The sequence below is a fragment of the Streptomyces sp. SAI-127 genome (assembly GCF_029894425.1).
Taxonomy (GTDB): Bacteria; Actinomycetota; Actinomycetes; order Streptomycetales; family Streptomycetaceae; genus Streptomyces.
On sequence record NZ_JARXYJ010000001.1, the window covers coordinates 8,060,683 to 8,077,620 of the forward strand.

General features: G+C 71.4%; 15 protein-coding genes and 2 pseudogenes. 9 read left to right on the plus strand and 8 right to left on the minus strand.

Annotation, left to right across the window (positions count from 1 at the left end; all coding sequences use genetic code 11):
- Positions 1-48: 48 nt before the first annotated feature.
- Positions 49-1,038, plus strand: a complete 990-nt coding sequence (gene moaA / locus M2157_RS37030; protein ID WP_280856718.1) for a GTP 3',8-cyclase MoaA — start codon at positions 49-51, stop codon at positions 1,036-1,038.
- Here moaA and M2157_RS37035 read toward each other — a convergent pair.
- Together M2157_RS37035 and M2157_RS37040 are read right to left on the minus strand one after the other, a co-directional pair.
- Complete coding sequence (locus M2157_RS37035; protein ID WP_057618194.1) at positions 1,035-1,253, minus strand: hypothetical protein; 219 nt, start codon at positions 1,251-1,253, stop codon at positions 1,035-1,037. The genes moaA and M2157_RS37035 overlap by 4 nt on opposite strands.
- Positions 1,254-1,456: 203 nt before the next feature.
- Positions 1,457-1,855, minus strand: coding sequence for a DUF3099 domain-containing protein (locus tag M2157_RS37040; RefSeq protein WP_280856717.1), 399 nt, complete (start codon positions 1,853-1,855; stop codon positions 1,457-1,459).
- A 246-nt stretch (positions 1,856-2,101) separates the two neighbouring features.
- Here M2157_RS37040 and M2157_RS37045 point away from each other — a divergent pair, with 246 nt between their 5' ends.
- Complete coding sequence (locus tag M2157_RS37045; protein WP_266524939.1) at positions 2,102-2,380, plus strand: GlsB/YeaQ/YmgE family stress response membrane protein; 279 nt, start codon at positions 2,102-2,104, stop codon at positions 2,378-2,380.
- A 63-nt stretch (positions 2,381-2,443) separates the two neighbouring features.
- On the opposite strand, the gene tyrS is transcribed toward M2157_RS37045, so the two are convergent.
- The 3 genes and pseudogenes from tyrS to M2157_RS37060 form a co-directional block, all read right to left on the minus strand.
- Positions 2,444-3,712 carry a tyrosine--tRNA ligase gene (gene tyrS / locus M2157_RS37050; RefSeq protein WP_280867392.1) on the minus strand — a complete coding sequence of 423 codons (1,269 nt, stop codon included), beginning with the start codon at positions 3,710-3,712 and terminating at the stop codon, positions 2,444-2,446.
- Positions 3,713-3,769: 57 nt separating this feature from the next.
- Entirely contained in the window at positions 3,770-5,164 is a 1,395-nt protein-coding gene (locus M2157_RS37055; protein ID WP_280856715.1) for a metallopeptidase TldD-related protein, read from the minus strand.
- Positions 5,161-6,685 (minus strand): annotated as a pseudogene (locus tag M2157_RS37060) (TldD/PmbA family protein). The gene M2157_RS37055 and the pseudogene M2157_RS37060 overlap by 4 nt, the downstream one beginning before the upstream one ends.
- 251 nt (positions 6,686-6,936) lie before the next feature.
- On the opposite strand from M2157_RS37060, the gene fabG reads away from it, so the two are divergent.
- The 3 genes from fabG (at position 6,937) to M2157_RS37075 (ending at position 8,921) form a co-directional block, all read left to right on the plus strand.
- Positions 6,937-7,641 carry a 3-oxoacyl-[acyl-carrier-protein] reductase gene (gene fabG / locus M2157_RS37065; RefSeq protein ID WP_062038814.1) on the plus strand — a complete coding sequence of 235 codons (705 nt, stop codon included), beginning with the start codon at positions 6,937-6,939 and terminating at the stop codon, positions 7,639-7,641.
- A gap of 5 nt (positions 7,642-7,646) precedes the next feature.
- Positions 7,647-8,414, plus strand: coding sequence for an enoyl-ACP reductase FabI (gene fabI, locus M2157_RS37070; RefSeq protein ID WP_057618187.1), 768 nt, complete (start codon positions 7,647-7,649; stop codon positions 8,412-8,414).
- Positions 8,415-8,567: 153 nt separating this feature from the next.
- A complete protein-coding gene (locus M2157_RS37075) occupies positions 8,568-8,921 on the plus strand; it encodes a hypothetical protein (RefSeq protein ID WP_280856713.1) in 354 nt (117 codons plus the stop codon).
- Here the strand turns inward: M2157_RS37075 and M2157_RS37080 are convergent.
- A complete protein-coding gene (locus tag M2157_RS37080) occupies positions 8,896-9,591 on the minus strand; it encodes a FadR/GntR family transcriptional regulator (RefSeq protein ID WP_280856712.1) in 696 nt (231 codons plus the stop codon). The genes M2157_RS37075 and M2157_RS37080 overlap by 26 nt on opposite strands.
- Positions 9,592-9,661: 70 nt before the next feature.
- On the opposite strand from M2157_RS37080, the gene M2157_RS37085 reads away from it, so the two are divergent.
- The 4 genes and pseudogenes from M2157_RS37085 (at position 9,662) to M2157_RS37100 (ending at position 12,185) form a co-directional block, all read left to right on the plus strand.
- Complete coding sequence (locus M2157_RS37085) at positions 9,662-11,047, plus strand: CynX/NimT family MFS transporter (protein ID WP_280856711.1); 1,386 nt, start codon at positions 9,662-9,664, stop codon at positions 11,045-11,047.
- A gap of 48 nt (positions 11,048-11,095) precedes the next feature.
- Positions 11,096-11,212, plus strand: a complete 117-nt coding sequence (locus tag M2157_RS37090; RefSeq protein WP_088245544.1) for an SGM_5486 family transporter-associated protein — start codon at positions 11,096-11,098, stop codon at positions 11,210-11,212.
- Positions 11,213-11,393: 181 nt separating this feature from the next.
- Entirely contained in the window at positions 11,394-11,600 is a 207-nt protein-coding gene (locus tag M2157_RS37095) for a hypothetical protein (RefSeq protein ID WP_280856710.1), read from the plus strand.
- 65 nt (positions 11,601-11,665) lie between these two features.
- Positions 11,666-12,185: pseudogene (locus M2157_RS37100) on the plus strand (histidine phosphatase family protein).
- Positions 12,186-12,259: 74 nt separating this feature from the next.
- Here M2157_RS37100 and serB read toward each other — a convergent pair.
- Positions 12,260-13,474 carry a phosphoserine phosphatase SerB gene (serB, locus tag M2157_RS37105; RefSeq protein WP_062038830.1) on the minus strand — a complete coding sequence of 405 codons (1,215 nt, stop codon included), beginning with the start codon at positions 13,472-13,474 and terminating at the stop codon, positions 12,260-12,262.
- A 295-nt stretch (positions 13,475-13,769) separates the two neighbouring features.
- Positions 13,770-16,853: a streptophobe family protein gene (locus tag M2157_RS49180; RefSeq protein ID WP_348541817.1), complete on the minus strand. Its 3,084-nt coding sequence runs from the start codon at positions 16,851-16,853 to the stop codon at positions 13,770-13,772.
- Positions 16,854-16,938 lie beyond the last annotated feature (85 nt).

Genomic DNA, 16,938 nt, shown 5'->3' on the forward strand with positions numbered 1-16,938 from the left:
GGAAACCGATGGAGTCGGCACTGATCCGCGACGAGGGAGGGGGCCCACGTGCTCATCGACACCTACGGCCGGGTGGCCACCGACCTGAGAGTCTCACTGACCGACCGCTGCAATCTGCGGTGCACGTACTGCATGCCGGAAGAGGGCCTGCAGTGGCTGGCCAAGCCCGATCTGCTCACCGACGACGAGATCGTCCGCCTGATCGACATCGCCGTCACCTCCCTCGGTATCGAGGAGGTCCGCTTCACCGGCGGTGAGCCTCTGCTGCGCCCCGGCCTGGTCGGCATCGTCGAGCGCGTCGCGGCCCTGGAGCCGCGCCCCCAGATGTCCCTCACCACCAACGGCATCGGCCTCAAGCGCACGGCCGCCGCCCTCAAGGCCGCCGGCCTGGACCGGGTCAACGTCTCCCTCGACACCCTGCGTCCGGACGTCTTCAAGACCCTCACCCGCCGCAACCGCCACCAGGACGTCCTGGAGGGCCTGGACGCGGCCCGCGAGGCGGGCCTGACCCCGGTCAAGGTGAACTCCGTCCTGATGCCCGGACTGAACGACGACGAGGCCCCCGACCTTCTCGCCTGGGCGGTGGAGCACGACTACGAACTGCGCTTCATCGAGCAGATGCCCCTGGACGCCCAGCACGGCTGGAAGCGCGACGGCATGATCACCGCCGGGGACATCCTGACCTCCCTGCGCACCCGATTCGACCTCACCGAGGAGGGCTCGGAGAAGCGCGGCTCGGCCCCCGCGGAACGCTGGATCGTGGACGGCGGTCCACACGTAGTGGGCGTCATCGCCTCGGTCACCCGCCCGTTCTGCGCGGCCTGCGACCGCACCCGCCTCACGGCCGACGGTCAGGTCCGCACCTGCCTCTTCGCCCGCGAGGAGACAGACCTCCGGGCAGCACTGCGCTCCGACGCCCCGGACGAGGAGATCGCCCGCATCTGGCGCGAGGCGATGTGGGGCAAGAAGGCGGGAGCGGGCCTGGACGACCCGTCGTTCGTCCAGCCGGACCGGCCGATGTCGGCGATCGGCGGCTAGGCCCCTTCGGGCGCCTGCCAGTCCTCGAACTTCACGACATCCTTGAGGAAGCCCCGCACCCCGAGGAACTGCGACAGATGCTCCCGGTGCTCCTCACAGGCCAGCCACGTCTTGCGCCGCTCCGGCGTGTGGATCTTCGGGTTGTTCCACGCGAGCACCCACACGGCGTCGGCGCGGCAGCCCTTCGCGGAGCAGATCGGGGTCTCGTCACTCACGGAATTCGTCTCACAAGCGGGGAAAGCGAGCGGGGAAAACAAGCGGAGAAAAGGCGACGCCGAGCAGCCACGGGGGGAGCTGCCCGGCGTCGGTCTGTCGCTCCGACGGGGGATGCGGAGCGCGTACGAAGTATGTCACGGGTAACCCGTCGTACGGCACTGGAACAACATGATTGATCTGAGCTTTCCTTGAGCTTGGTGTTTCAGTTCCGCTCGCGCGGTTCGCCGCGCGCACCCGACGCGGCCCCGCCCGCACCAGCTTCCGGCACGGGTTCCGCGAAGTCGTCCTCGGCTCGTGGCGGCATGATCATCGGCGGCGTGGGAGCGGTCACGAAGGTCGACGGCAATGAGGGCGCGTTCTCCCGCCCCGCGTTGGCGATGACGACGGCGATATAGGGCAGAACCGCCCCGAGCACCAGCGCGACGATCGCGACGTGCCGTTCGACGTTCCAGAGCGTGGCCGCGAGCACCACGGAAATCGTACGGACCGTCATCGAGATGACGTACCGGCGCTGACGTCCGCGCACGTCCTCCTGAAGGCTCGTCCTGGCTCCGGTGATCCGGAACACCTGGGCGCTGCCGCCGCCATGCTGCTTCCGCATCACATTCCACCATCCGCCCGCATCGGACTCTCCCCGTCCCCGCATCCGCTCCGTACCCGGTGGAGGTACCGGGCCCGGACAACTCCCACGTTACGCCGCGTCTGCGCCGCCTACGAGACCGGGGCACCTCCCGCCTGGGCGAACGGGCTCGCTCCCGGCACGTACGGCCGCACCCGGCGTGCGGCGTAGCCCGAGCGGACCGACACTGACCGTAGTGCTCATGTCGAGCCGTACGAGGAGGCAGCCATGGGCTGGTTGTGGGCGATCATCGTGGGATTCGTGCTGGGCCTGATCGCCAAGGCCATCATCCCCGGGAAACAGCACAGTCCCCTCTGGCTGACCACCATCTTCGGCATGCTCGGCGCCGTCGCCGGCAATGCCATGGCACGTGGGTTCGGCGTGGACGAGACTCCCGGCATCGACTGGAGCCGCCACGTCTTCCAGCTCATCGCCGCGATCATCATCGTCGGCTTCGGTGACATGCTCTACATGGCGACGCTGGGCAAGAGGAAACACCGGACCTGAGAGCCGTACGACGAAGGGACGCCCTCCAACGGGAGAGGCGCCCCCTTCTGCCGTGCTCAGGACCTAGGCCGAGGTGACCTCGACCGCGGCCAGGTTCTTCTTGCCCCGGCGCAGCACCAGCCAGCGACCGTGGAGCAGGTCCTCCTTGGCGGCAACCGCGTCCTCGGCCGAGACCTTGACGTTGTTCACGTAGGCCCCGCCCTCCTTCACCGTCCGCCGCGCGGCCGACTTGCTGGCCACGAGTCCCACCTCGGCGAACAGATCCACGACGGCACCCAGCTCGGCGACCCGGATGTGCGGCACCTCCGAGAGCGCCGCGGCCAGCGTCTTCTCGTCCAGCTCCGCCAGCTCCCCCTGCCCGAAGAGGGCACGGCTCGCGGCGATCACGGCGGCCGTCTGGTCGGCGCCGTGCACCAGCGTCGTCAGCTCCTCCGCCAGCGCCCGCTGCGCGGCCCGGGCCTGCGGACGCTCCTCGGTCTGCTTCTCCAGCTCCTCGAGTTCCTCACGGGACCTGAAGGACAGGATGCGCCGGTACGTCGAGATGTCCCGGTCGTCCACGTTCAGCCAGAACTGGTAGAACGCGTACGGCGTCGTCATCTCCGGGTCGAGCCAGACGGCGCCGCCCTCGGTCTTGCCGAACTTGGTGCCGTCCGCCTTGACCATCAGCGGCGTCGCGAGACAGTGCGCCTCGGCCTCGGGCTCCAGCTTGTGGATCAGGTCGAGCCCCGCCGTGAGGTTGCCCCACTGGTCGCTGCCACCCTGCTGCAGCGTGCAGCCGTACCGCCGGTACAGCTCGAGGAAGTCCATGCCCTGGAGCAGTTGGTAGCTGAACTCCGTGTAACTGATGCCCTCCTGGGACTCCAGCCGGCGCGCGACCGAGTCCTTGGTGAGCATCTTGTTGACACGGAAGTGCTTGCCGATGTCCCGCAGGAACTCGATGGCCGACAGGCCGGCCGTCCAGTCCAGGTTGTTCACCATGACCGCGGCGTTCTCGCCCTCGAAGGACAGGAACGGCTCGATCTGCGCGCGCAGCCGGGACACCCAGTTCGCGACCGTCTCCGGGTCGTTCAGCGTGCGCTCGGCCGTAGGGCGGGGGTCGCCGATCTGACCGGTCGCCCCGCCCACCAGCGCCAGCGGGCGCAGGCCCGCCTGCTGGAGCCGGCGCATGGTGAGGACCTGCACCAGGTGACCGACGTGCAGGCTGGCCGCCGTGGGGTCGAAACCGCAATAGAACGTGACGGGACCGTCCGCGAGCGCCTTGCGCAAAGCGTCCTCGTCAGTGGACAGGGCCCACAGCCCACGCCACTTCAGCTCGTCGACGATGTCCGTCACGGTTCTCGTATCTCCTCGAAAGGTCCTCGGGCAGTCGAGTGACTACCGGCTACGAGGTTATACGCCCTGACTGACAGAACTCATATTGAAATCCGGCACCCGCAGCGCGGGCATCGCGGCCCTGGTGAAGTAGTCGCTCCACTCCCTCGGCAGCGTCTTCTCCGTCCGCCCCGCCTCCGTCGCCCGGCCCAGCAGGCCGACCGGCGACTCGTTGAACCGGAAGTTGTTGACCTCGCCGGTCACCTCGCCGTTCTCGACGAGGTAGACGCCGTCCCGGGTCAGCCCGGTGAGCAGCAGGGTGGCCGGGTCGACCTCGCGGATGTACCAGAGGCAGGTCAGCAGCAGCCCGCGCGTGGTGTTCGCGACCATCTCCTCCAGCGACAGCTCCGAGCCTCCGTCGAGGACGAGGCTGCCGGCCGCCGGGGCGACGGGCAGCCCGGTCAGGCCGGCGCTGTGCCGGGTCGTCATCAGATGCGCCAGCTCGCCCTGTCGGATCCAGTCGGTGGCGGCGACCGGCAGACCGTTGTCGAACACCGACTGATCGCCCCCGGAGGAGTGCGCGACCACGAAGGGCGCTGATTCCAGGCCCGGCTCGTTCGGGTCGCTGCGCAGGGTCAGCGGCAGCTCGGTCAGCCTCTCGCCGACCCGGGTGCCGCCGCCCGGCTTGGAGAACACCGTCCGCCCCTCGGCCGCGTCCCGGCCCGACGCCGACCACAGCTGGTAGATCAGCAGGTCGGCGACCGCGGTCGGCGGCAGCAGCGTCTCGTACCGTCCTGCCGGCAGCTGGTGGCGCCGCTCGGCCCATCCCAGGCGTACGGCGAGCTCGGCGTCCAGCGCCGCCGGGTCGACGTCCTTGAAGTCCCGGGTGGAGCGTCCGGCCCAGGCCGAGCGGGTCCGGTCCGGCGACTTGGCGTTGAGCTCCAGCGTGCCGTTGGGCTGGTCGTGGCGCAGTCGCAGCCCCGTGGACGTGCCCACATAGGTCGACACGAGTTCATGGTTGGCGAAGCCGTAGAGTTCGCGGCCGCCCGCACGCGCGCGTGCGAAGGACTCGCCGAGCGCCGGTGCGAAGTCGGCGAAGACGGCCGAGGAGGTCTCGGCGGGCGCGTCCGTGAAGTCCGGGGACTCCGGTACGCCCGTGACCAGCGGCTGGGCGTCCTCGGCGGGCGCGGCACCGCGCGCGGCGGCCTCCGCGGCCCGCACCAGCGGCTCCAGCTCGTCCGCGGTCACCGCGGACCGGGAGACCACGCCGGAGGCGGTGCCTTCCTTGCCGTCGACGGTCGAGACGACCGTGAGCGTGCGCCCGCGCGTGACGCCGTTCGTGGTGAGTGCGTTGCCCGCCCAGCGCAGGTTGGCGGTCGACTGCTCGTCGGCGATCACGACACAGCCGTCGGCCCGGGACAGCGCGAGGGCCCGCTCGACGATTTCGTGCGGCTTGCTGGTGCGGGCGCTCATCGACCGGCCTCCTGCGTGGTGTTCAGAATGTTGACGCCCTTGAAGAGGGCCGACGGGCAGCCGTGCGAGACGGAGGCGACCTGGCCGGGCTGGGCCTTGCCGCAGTTGAAGGCGCCGCCGAGGACATAGGTCTGCGGGCCCGCCCACCGCGGCCATCGAGCCCCAGAAGTCGGTGGTGGTCGCCTGATAGGCGACGTCTCGCAGCTGCCCGGTGATCCGGCCGTTCTCGATCCTGAAGAACCGCTGGCCGGTGAACTGGAAGTTGTAGCGCTGCATGTCGATCGACCAGGACCGGTCGCCGACGACATAGATGCCGCGGTCCACGCTCCCGATCAGGTCCTCGGTCGACATCCCGGCCGGGTCGGGCTGGAGCGACACGTTGGCCATGCGCTGCACCGGCACGTGCCCGGGGGAGTCGGCGTAGGCGCACCCGTTGGAGCGCTCGAACCCGGTCAGCTTCGCGATCCGCCGGTCCAGCTGGTAGCCGACGAGGGTGCCGTCCTTCACCAGGTCCCAGGACTGGCCCTCGACACCCTCGTCGTCGTAGCCGATGGTCGCGAGGCCGTGCTCGGCGGTGCGGTCACCGGTGACGTTCATCAGCTCGGAGCCGTACCTGAGCTTGCCGAGCTGGTCGAAGGTGGCGAAGGAGGTGCCGGCGTAGGCCGCCTCGTAGCCGAGCGCGCGGTCCAGCTCGGTGGCGTGGCCGATGGACTCGTGGATGGTCAGCCACAGGTTGGACGGGTCGACGACGAGGTCGTACAGGCCCGCCTCGACACTGGGCGCCCGCATCTTCTCGGCGAGCAGCTCCGGGATCTGCTCCAGCTCGCTCTCCCAGTCCCAGCCGGTGCCCGTGAGGTACTCCCAGCCGCGGCCGACCGGCGGCGCGATGGTCCGCATCGAGTCGAACTCGCCACTGGACTCGTCGACCGACACCGCCGTCAGCTGCGGGTGCAGCCGGACCCGCTGCTGTGTGGTCACCGTGCCGGCGGTGTCGGCGTAGAACTTGTTCTCGTGCACGGTGAGCAGCGAGGCGTCGACGTGGTTGACCCCGTCCGCCGCCAGCAGCCGCGCGCTCCAGTCCGCGAGCAGTGCCGCCTTCTCCTCGTCGGGCACGGAGAACGGATCGATCTCGTACGACGAGATCCACGTACGGTCGGCGTGCACGGGCTCATCGGCCAGCTCGACGCGCTCGTCGGACCCGGCCGCGCGGATCACCTGGGCGGAGAGCTTCGCCATGGCCACGGCCTGCGAGGCGACCTTGGCGGCGGCGTCCAGCGTCAGGTCCACACCGGACGCGAAGCCCCAGGTGCCGCCGTGGACGACCCGCACCGCGTACCCGAGGTCGGTGGTGTCCGAGGTCCCGGAGGGCTTGGCGTCCCTGAGGCGCCAGGACGCGCTGCGCACCCGCTCGAACCGGAAGTCCGCGTGCTCGGCGCCGAGCGCACGCGCGCGTGCCAGCGCGGCGTCGGCGAGGGCACGTAGGGGAAGCGCTGTGAAGGCTTCGTCGATGGTATGAGGCACCTGGGTCTCTTCCTGTCGGCATGAGGGTGGGCGAGGGGCTGCCCCGATCATGTCGCGGCGACCGGTGCCCGGACCACACGTTTGTGACCGCTGCCGGCAACTTTCTGTAGGGACCCGACAGCGAGTCCCGTAAGCCACTGTCGGTGCCCGAATGTCCCTGACGGCGACCGGCCCGATAGGTTTTCGGGGAAGCCGCCTGCCATCCACGTGTTCGGGCGGGTGTGTCAGACCCCTATGGAAAGGGTGATCCGTTGAGCCGCTCGGTTCTCGTCACCGGAGGCAACCGGGGCATCGGCCTCGCCATCGCCCGCGCATTCGCCGACGCCGGCGACAAGGTCGCGATCACGTACCGCTCGGGTGAGCCGCCGGCCGGCTTCCTTGCCGTCAAGTGCGACATCACCGACACCGAGCAGGTGGAGCAGGCCTACAAGGAGATCGAGGCCGAGCACGGCCCCGTCGAGGTGCTGATCGCCAACGCCGGCATCACCAAGGACCAGCTCCTGATGCGGATGTCCGAGGAGGACTTCACCTCCGTCGTCGACACCAACCTCACCGGCACCTTCCGCGTGGTCAAGCGCGCCAACCGCGCCATGCTGCGCGCCAAGAAGGGCCGGGTCGTCCTGATCTCCTCGGTCGTCGGTCTCTACGGCGGCCCCGGCCAGGCCAACTACGCCGCCTCCAAGGCCGCCCTGGTCGGCTTCGCGCGCTCCCTCGCCCGTGAGCTGGGCTCGCGCAACATCACCTTCAACGTCGTCGCGCCCGGCTTCGTCGACACCGACATGACCAAGGTGCTCACCGACGAGCAGCGTGAGGGCATCGTGAAGCAGGTGCCGCTCGGTCGTTACGCGCAGCCCGAGGAGGTCGCCGCGACGGTGCGGTTCCTGGCCTCGGACGACGCCTCGTACATCACTGGAGCCGTCATTCCCGTTGACGGCGGACTGGGAATGGGTCACTGAACACCATGAGCGGAATTCTCGAGGGCAAGCGCGTCCTGATCACCGGTGTGCTGATGGAGTCCTCCATCGCCTTCCACGCCGCCAAGCTGGCCCAGGAGCAGGGCGCCGAGATCATCCTGACCGCGTTCCCGCGGCCCACGCTGACCGAGCGCATCGCCAGGAAGCTCCCCAAGCCCACCAAGGTCATCGAGCTCGACGTGACCAACGACGAGCACCTCGGCCGGCTGGCCGACATCGTCGGCGAGGAGCTCGGCGGCCTCGACGGCGTCGTGCACTCCATCGGCTTCGCGCCGCAGGACGCGCTCGGCGGCAACTTCCTGAACACGCCGTTCGAGTCCGTGGCCACGGCCATGCACGTCTCGGCGTACTCCCTGAAGTCGCTCACCATGGCCTGCCTGCCGCTGATGCAGAACGGCGGCTCGGTCGTCGGCCTCACCTTCGACGCGCAGTACGCCTGGCCGCAGTACGACTGGATGGGCCCGGCCAAGGCCGCCCTGGAGGCCACCAGCCGCTACGTCGCGCGCGACCTGGGCAAGCAGAACATCCGCTGCAACCTCATCTCCGCGGGCCCGCTCGCCTCGATGGCCGCCAAGTCCATCCCGGGCTTCAGCGACCTGGCCGCCGTGTGGGACAACCGCTCCCCGCTGGAGTGGGACCTCAAGGACCCGGAGCCGGCCGGCAAGGGCATCGTCGCCCTGCTGAGCGACTGGTTCCCGAAGACCACCGGCGAGATCATCCACGTGGACGGCGGCTTGCACGCCATCGGAGCCTGATCTCCCATACGTCGTCGACGCCCCGTTCCCCCAGGGAGCGGGGCGTCCCCCGTTCGGCCTACCAGGCCGGGCGCGCACGGCCTGCAACTGGGCACCCTGGATTACGCGTTCACCTCGCGATTCCCTCCCCAGCACGGCCGAGGAGGTCCCCTTGTGCGCCTGTCCCGCAGTCTGGCCTCAGTGACCGCAGCCGTCTGTCTCGTGATCTCCTTGTCGTACGAAGCGATGTCGCACGCACGCGCGGAAGCGCCCGGCGCCGCGGCTTCGGAGCTGTTCGGCGCCTCCTGCCGCAGCAGGGTCACCGGCTCCCGTGTGACCACCTACTGCCACAACCCCTATCCGCGCCCCGACGGCGTCCGCCTGCACATCGAGTGCGAGCGCTGGTGGGACCTCGACAGCGACGGCGCCGAGGTCGAGGCCGGGCCCGCGCAGACCGTGCGGCTGACCGGCCGGTGCTGGAAAGAGGTCCGCTCGGTGTGGGTCAGCCACCGGAAGCTGGCGCGCTGAACCGTCCCGGACGGCACAGGAAGGGGTAACCGGCCGCCTCCTCGGCGGCCGCCGCCGCGTCGCCCGCGCGGATCGCGTCGACGAGCCGGGCGTGGTCCATGTACGTCTCCGGCGTCAGCTCCTCGCCCACGTCCTCACGGAGCCAGTCCCGCAGCACCTCGCCGAGATCCGCGTACATCTCGGTCATCACGTCGTTGTGGGAGGCGGCCACCACGGCCAGGTGGAAGGTGGCGTCCGCGGTCACGAAGGCCTCCGTGTCGCCCGACGCCCAGGCCTCATCGCGCCGGACGAGAAGCGCGTCGAGCTGCTTGAGATCCTTCTCGGTGCGCCGCTCGGCCGCCAGCCGCGCCGCGGACGACTCCAGGGTGGAACGCAGCTCGGCGATGTGCCGCGGGTCCGCGTCGGCGAACCGGCGGTGCATCACGCCGGCCAGCTCACTGGTAGCCACGACGTACGTCCCCGAGCCCTGCCGGATGTCCAGCAAACCGTTGTGCGCGAGCGCGCGGACCGCCTCGCGGACCGTGTTGCGGGCGACCCCCAGCTGCTCGACCAGTTCGGGCTCCGTCGGGATCCGGGAGCCGACCGGCCACTCGCCCGAGGTGATCTGGTTGCGCAGCGCGGCGATGACCTGCTCGGACAGCGCCGAGCGGCGGGGATGGCTCAGGGGCATGGCACACCTTCGCACGGGCGGGACGAACGAGGACGCCCCGGGGATGGACAACCAATCATCCCATGATTCTATGATGGGTGGCATGGCAAGCGAGGAAACCCGGACACTGAAGTCCACGACCGCACCCGGCCCCGCGAACACAGGCGGTTCACGCGATTCCGTTGCCGCGCCGGAGGAGGGACCCGCGGTGCCCGCCACGCGCGCGTGGGCGGCGCGCCTGGTCGTCGTCGGCATCGTGCTGTCCGCCCTCAACCTCCGCCCCGCCATCACCAGCCTCGGCGCCCTCCTCGAAGAGGTGCGCGACGGACTCGGTATGAGCGGCAGCGTGGCCGGCCTGCTCACCTCGGTGCCCCCACTGTGCTTCGCCGTCTTCGGCGTCATGGCCCCGCGTCTGGCCCGCCGTTTCGGCGCGGCTGCCGTGGTGTGCGCGGGCATGGTCGCCATCACGGCAGGTCTGCTCATACGGCCGTACACGGGCTCCACGGCGGGCTTCCTGGCCGCCAGCGCCCTCGCCCTCATGGGCATCGCCGTCAGCAACGTCCTGATGCCGGTCATCGTCAAGCGCTGGTTCCCCGACCGCGTCGGCTCCATGACCGGCCTGTACTCGATGGCCCTCGCCCTCGGCACCGCGGCCGCGGCCGCCGTGACCGTGCCGGTGACCGAGGCACTGGGCGGGAGCTGGCAGTCCGGGCTCACGGTGTGGGCGGGCCTGGCCGCGGCGGCCGTACTGCCGTGGATCCCGCTCGTACGGGACCGGGCAGCCGCCCCGGCGGAGCGGGAGGCCGCGCAAGGGGTCTCCGGGCATGTCCACGCGCGCGTGGACGGGGCGGGGCCGGTCCGGCAGGTGCACGCGCGCGTGGAGCCGCCCACGCTGCGGATCACCCGGAGCCGGACCGCCTGGGCGCTCGCCGTGTTCTTCGGGCTCCAGGCCACCGCCGCCTACATCACCATGGGCTGGATGGCGCAGATCTTCCGGGACGCGGGCGTGTCCGCCGGCACGGCAGGGCTGCTGCTGGCGGTCACGATGGTGATGGGCGTCCCGCTGGCCTTCGTCATCCCGCGCGTGGCCACGCGGCTGCGGCACCAGGGCCCGATCGTGATCGCGCTCGGCGCCTGCGGTCTCGCCGGATACGCGGGCCTGTACCTCGCCCCGGCCGAAGGCGCCTGGGCCTGGGCCGTCCTGCTCGGCGTCTCCAACTGCGCCTTCCCGCTGGCCCTCACCATGGTCGGGATGCGGGCCAGGAGCGGCGCGGGCGTGGCCCAGCTGTCCGCCTTCGCACAGAGCACCGGCTATCTGATCTCCATCCCCGGACCGCTCCTGGTGGGCGTGCTGTACCAGCACAGCGGCGGCTGGGGCCTGCCGATCGCGCTCATGGTCGGCCTGATGGTCCCGCAGATGGCGGTCGGGGTGCTCGCGGGCCGCGACCGCACCGTGGAGGACGAGGCGGCCCGCTGAGGTCACCCCCGCAGCCTTGGTAAGAGACCGGGGTGCGAGACTGGCCGTATGCCAGTGCTCGATCCGAATCCCCAGAACGGCCAGAAGAAGATGCTGCTGGTCTTCGGCTCGTTCTTCGCCATCTTCATCGTCATCGCGATCATCGCGACGATCGCCTCGCCCTGATCCGGGCACCCGTTCCCTGATTCGACGGTGGGGTTAACCCCCGGTCCCCTAGGGGGTGAGTGTCAGGGTCAACTGGGTGGATCTCCGGATGGGTTGACGGCCCCCGGTTCCGTAACTTCGAGATGTGACCGCACCGCACCGGTCACCGCCCACCGGCCACTCGAAGACAGCGGAGGCACTCATGTCGGCCCCAACGCACACCCCGCCCCACCCGGCGTCCCGGGGCGGCGTCGACATCCGGCTGCCCTGGTGGGCCCTCGCCCTGCCGACGCTCGCCTTCGTGGTGCTCCTGGCCCTCATCCTCAACCCCGCCGACGCGCACGCGGCCTCCGGCGACCCGGTCGTCACCCGGTTCCTGGAGCGCGTACAGCAGCTGATAGCCCGCTGAGCACCCATAAAGCCGCCCGTCAACTCCCTGCGCCCCATGGCCTGTTTCATGCGAAGCTGGATCCCATGAGCGTCGCAGAACCCCGCAGGATTGTCCTTTTCCGGCATGCGAAAGCCGACTGGCCGCAGGTGACCGATCATGAGCGGCCGCTCGCCGACCGTGGCCGCAAAGAATCAGCGGAGGCCGGACGACGACTGGTCGACTTCCGGCATCCCCTTCGACCTGGCCCTCTGCTCCACCGCGACCCGGACCCGTGAGACCTGGAAGCTCGCCGTGCAGGAGTTCCCGCACCGGCCGAAAACGGTCTACGAGGAGCGGATCTACGAGGCCTCTCCCGGCGAGCTGATCGCCGTGCTGAACGAAACCCCGGACGACGTGCAGAACGTCGTCCTGATCGGCCACAACCCGGGTGTGCAGGGTCTCGCCGACGTCCTCGCCGGCGCCGCCGAGGGTGACACCCGCCAGCGGATGAGCGCACGCGGCTTCCCGGCCGCCGCGTTCGCCGTGCTGTCGTTCAGCGGCCCCTGGAAGACCCTGGAGCCGGGCGTGGCCACCCTCGCCGACTACTGGGCACCGTCCGACTGACGGCGACCCCCATCGGCACGTGACACGGCAGGGCCCGGCACCGTCACGGTGCCGGGCCCTGCCGATGCGCCGGGTCAGTCCTCCTCGTGCGCGTCCGCCGCCTCGACCTCTTCGCGGGTGACGCCCAGCAGGTACAGCACCGTGTCCAGGAAGGGCACGTTCACCGCGGTGTGCGCGGCCTCCCGCACCACAGGCTTGGCGTTGAAGGCGACCCCGAGTCCGGCCGCGTTGAGCATGTCCAGGTCATTGGCGCCGTCGCCGATCGCCACCGTCTGGGACAGCGGTACTCCCGCCTCGGCGGCGAACCGGCGCAGCAGCCGCGCCTTGCCCGCGCGGTCCACGATCTCTCCGGTGACCTTGCCCGTCAGCTTCCCGTCGACGATCTCCAGCGTGTTGGCCTGGGCGAAGTCCAGCCCCAGCCGGTCCTTCAGATCGTCGGTGACCTGGGTGAATCCGCCCGAGACGACACCGACTTGGAAGCCGAGCCGTTTCAGTGTACGGATGAGGGTGCGGGCGCCCGGCGTCAGCCGTACCTCGGAGCGCACCTTGTCGACGACCGAGGCGTCCAACCCCTCCAACAGCGCCACGCGCGCGTGCAGCGACTGCTCGAAGTCCAGCTCGCCGCGCATCGCGGCCGCGGTCACCTCGGCGACCTCGTCCTCGCAGCCGGCGTGCGCGGCGAAGAGCTCGATCACCTCGTCCTGGATGAGCGTGGAGTCCACGTCCATGACGACGAGCCGCTGGGCCCGGCGGTGCAGACCGGCCGCGACGACGGCCACGTCGACGCCGAGCTTGGCGGCGTCCGTGACGAGCGCGGTGCGCAGCGCTTCGGTCGCCACGCCGGACACCGCGAACTCGACGGCCGTGACCGGGTACTTGGCCAGCCGGAAGATACGGTCGATGTTGCCGCCCGCCTTGGCGATCTTCGCGGCGATCGCGGCGGTGGCCTCCGCGGTGAGCGGGTGGCCGAGCACGGTGACCAGGGAACGCCCCAGCCCTCGCGGCCGGTTGTCGCCGAGACCGGAGATGATCTCCGCCTGCATCTTGATCGACTCGGCCCAGCTGTGGACGGTCGCCCGCAGGTCGCCCTCCAGCGCGCGCGGCGGCGCGGTCACGAGCGCGCACAGCACCATTCGGCCACGCGTGACGACCTGCTCGATGTCGACCACGTCGACCGAGTACGCGGCGAGGGTGTCGAAGAGGCCGGCCGTGATGCCCGGCCTGTCCTTCCCGAAGATCTTGACGAGAAGGGTGGGGACGTCGGAGGACGAGGTCTGCGAAGCGCTCATGGTGTTCCCACCGTATCCGGCACCCAGTGCCTTCTGCTCCTGCGGTCCGTCTGACGGACACGGAACAGTCGGTGTCGGGCAGGTGGCGAGATCCTTACATACGGGACAAGGCTTCGCTGCGGGGGCTTGAGGGACCGAGGTGGACAAGGGCAGAAGCGACTTGGCCCCGCCGGCTTCGAACGACCTCACCGCACGGCGGGAACGGCCGGCTCTCGCCGGGAGTGCCCGGTCGTCGACCACGCCCTCTCACTGCACAGCCCTGCACTCTGACCAGGCTCCTGAGACAGGCGCCCGGTCAGCGCCGCCCTTTCGGCTTCCCCGGCGGCGGCGGCGGTGGTGGGGGAGGGGGAGGAGGCGGTGGTGGCGACTGACGGCCCTCGTCGCCGGAGGACGATCGACGGCCACCCGGGCGCTGCCTGGGAGGCCGTTGCGGTGAACGAGGGGGCTGATCGATCGGGCGGGCCATAGTGGGGGCGCCGTAGACGTTGTCGGGCGGGGGCGATCCGCCTGGCCGAGGCGGTTCGTCGGACGGCCGAGAGCTCTCCTCGGAAGGCGGCCCCTCATCCTGCGGCGGCCGAGGGCTGCCGCCCGGCCTGTCCTGCGAAGGCCTGCCGCCGGGCCCGTCCTGTCGTCGAGGGCTGCTGCTGGGCCCGTCTTGTGGTCGAGAGCTGCTGCCCGGCCCGTCCGCCCTCGCGGTGCGCCCGTACCCACCGGCCCCTTGCGGACCCGGGGCGGTCGGCGCCCCACCACCAGACCACCCCATGCCCGACGCTCCCGGCCCCCCTCGCCCCGGTTCCTCCCGACTACCCGCACGCCGCGGCGTGCGCCCACTGCCCTGACGGCCCGGTGTCCGCCAACCGTCCTCCGACCCAGGCGCCTGCCCGCCGCCTTCACCGCCCGGTTCTCGCCGACCGTTCTCAGGCCCTTGTCCTCGCCAACCCTCGCCACCGGGCCGCGCATCCTCAGGCCCCTGCAACTCATCCGGCACCCGCAGATACGGGTTCGTCGCGGGGTTCGGAGGCCGATGAGGCGTACCCGGGACGTAGGGCCCCGGCTCACCGCCATAAGGCCCCGGTCCACCCTCGTAGGGCCCTGCGTCTCCGCCATGGGGCCCCGGCTCCCGGCCATGGGGCCCCGGCTCCCGGCCGTGGGGCCCCGGCTCCCGGCCGTGGGGCCCCGGCTCCCGGCCGTGGGGCCCCGGCTCCCGGCCGTGGGGCCCCGGCTCCCGGCCGTGGGGCCCCGGCTCCCGGCCGTGGGGCCCCGGCTCCCGGCCGTGGGGCCCCGGCTCCCGGCCATGCGGGTCCGCTTCCCGGCCATGCGGCCCCGCCGCACCGCCGTGGCCCCCCGCCTCACCGCCGTGGCCCCCCGCCTCACCGCCGTACCGCTCCGCCCCACCGCCATACGACCCAGGCCCGCCCTCATAGGCCTCGGACCCACCGTCGTCGTAGGACGGCCCCACCCCGCCCCGGTACGACCCCATCCCGCCTTCGTGCGACGTCGACCCGCTGTCGTACGCCCCGGACCCGCCCTCCTCGTACTCCCTGGCCCCACCCCTACCTCGACGCGGCCCGGCCCCGCTCCCGTAAGCCGTGTCCCCGCTCGCATACGGCTCGGCCCCGCTCCCGTAAGCCGTGCCCCCGCTCGCATATGGCCCGGCCCCGCTCCCGTAAGCCGCACCCCCACTCCCACCCGGCCCGCCCCCACTCCCATACGGCCCATCCGTCCGCTGATACGCCCCACCCGCACCGCCATACCGCGAACCCCCGCCAGGCCCAGCCGCCTGCACCCCCACAGCCCCCGCCCCCGCACCGCCCCCCGCCAAGTCACCCAGTGCCAGGCCTGCCGCCCGGGACCCCGCCGCCCCCGTGGCGCGGGCCAGCAACGCCCCCGCGGCCCCCGCCGCCGCGCCCCACAGCGCCCCGAGCAGCAGCGCCATACCGAGCTGCCCCCGCAGTCGGACGCCGGCGCCGAACGCGTCGAACCCCAGTACCGACAGCGAGGCGTCCACCGACACCTCCGTCAGCCAGGCGAGCAACGGCAGTGCCAAAGCCGTGGCGATCCCCAGCCGTACCGCACACCGCCCCGCGAAACCAAGGGCCCCCGGATCCCGTACGACCTCAGAGCCCGCCCCAGCCGCCCCCGCAGAACCGGAACCCCACCCCCGCCCGGCACCCGCCCCACCAACCACACTCGACCCAGCAGCCCCACCAACCGGCCCCGCCATTCCACCCGCCCCAGCACCAACCGCCCCCGCCGCCCCATCCGCCCGGCCGCCCCAAACCCCCACCGGCGTCCGCACAGCGGTAAGCACCCCCGCCAGCAGCATCATCAGCGCCGCCCCCACCCCCAGGAGCCACACCCGCCCGTCCAGTTCCGCCAAGCGCCCCAGGGACACCGACTGGTCGGAGTCCGAGGTGAGGAGTCGGTCCAGGGGGTCCGGGAGGAAGTTCGTCAGCACCCCCGTCGCCCTGCCGTCGAAGGGGACGAACAGGCCGATGGGGATGCCCAGCCACACCCCGTTCGGCGCCCCGAGCAGCGCCGCTCCCGCGATCCGCTTGGGGTGGTCGTCGCCGATCGCCGCGTACGCCGCCGCCGAGAGCCCCGCGGCCACCGCGACCATCAGCACCGTCACGAGGGCGGACACGGCCGGCCGTACCACGCGGTGCACGGCCTCCCAGCCGCGCGGCAGCGGCGTGCGGCGGGACGCCAGCAACGCGACCAGCAGGATCCCGGCCGACCAGCCGAGCCCGCCGAGCAGCGTCGGCACGGCGTCCACCGTGAAGCCGACCGCGGCCTTCGCGTCGACGAGGTCGCCGATCTGGTCGGGCAGCAGTCCGCCGATGTCCCCGACGTCCCCCAGCCCGGGGATGTCGAGGCCCCCGCCCCCGCCCGCACCGGGCAGCTTGTCGAGCCCCAGCGCGCCCCCGTCGATCGTGATGACGTCGTGCCCCGCCCAGGCCAGCCCGCCCATCATCGCCGTGAACAGCGCGACCACCGAGCCCGCGCGCGCGAGGAGTTCCGACGGCGCGATCACCGCCCCGGCGCCCCGCAGGGACCGGAGGAAGAACCATGACAAAAGCGCCGCGCCGACCAGGCTGACGCCCAATGGCGTGATCTCGATGGCGGTGGCCGCCTCCGCTCCCGTCAGCCCGAACGCGGACACGTCGCCGGAGGGTGTCACCGAACCACCCGCCGCAAGGGCCACAACCGCCGCGGTCATCGGGCCCAGCGAGGCCGCGGAATCGGCCTCCAGCAGATGCAGACCGAGCGCGGCCGCACCCGCCATCCCGATCAACGCCCAGCTCACGGCGGCTATGGCGGACAGCAGGATGTCGCCCCACGGCAGCCTGACGCGGTGCTGCGTGGTCTCGGCGCTCATGGACGCACTCATGGCAGACCCCCCGATCCGCGGCGCGGCCGAGGCCGCGCTTGTCCCCCTCGCGTGGATTACCCACTCTCCGGGT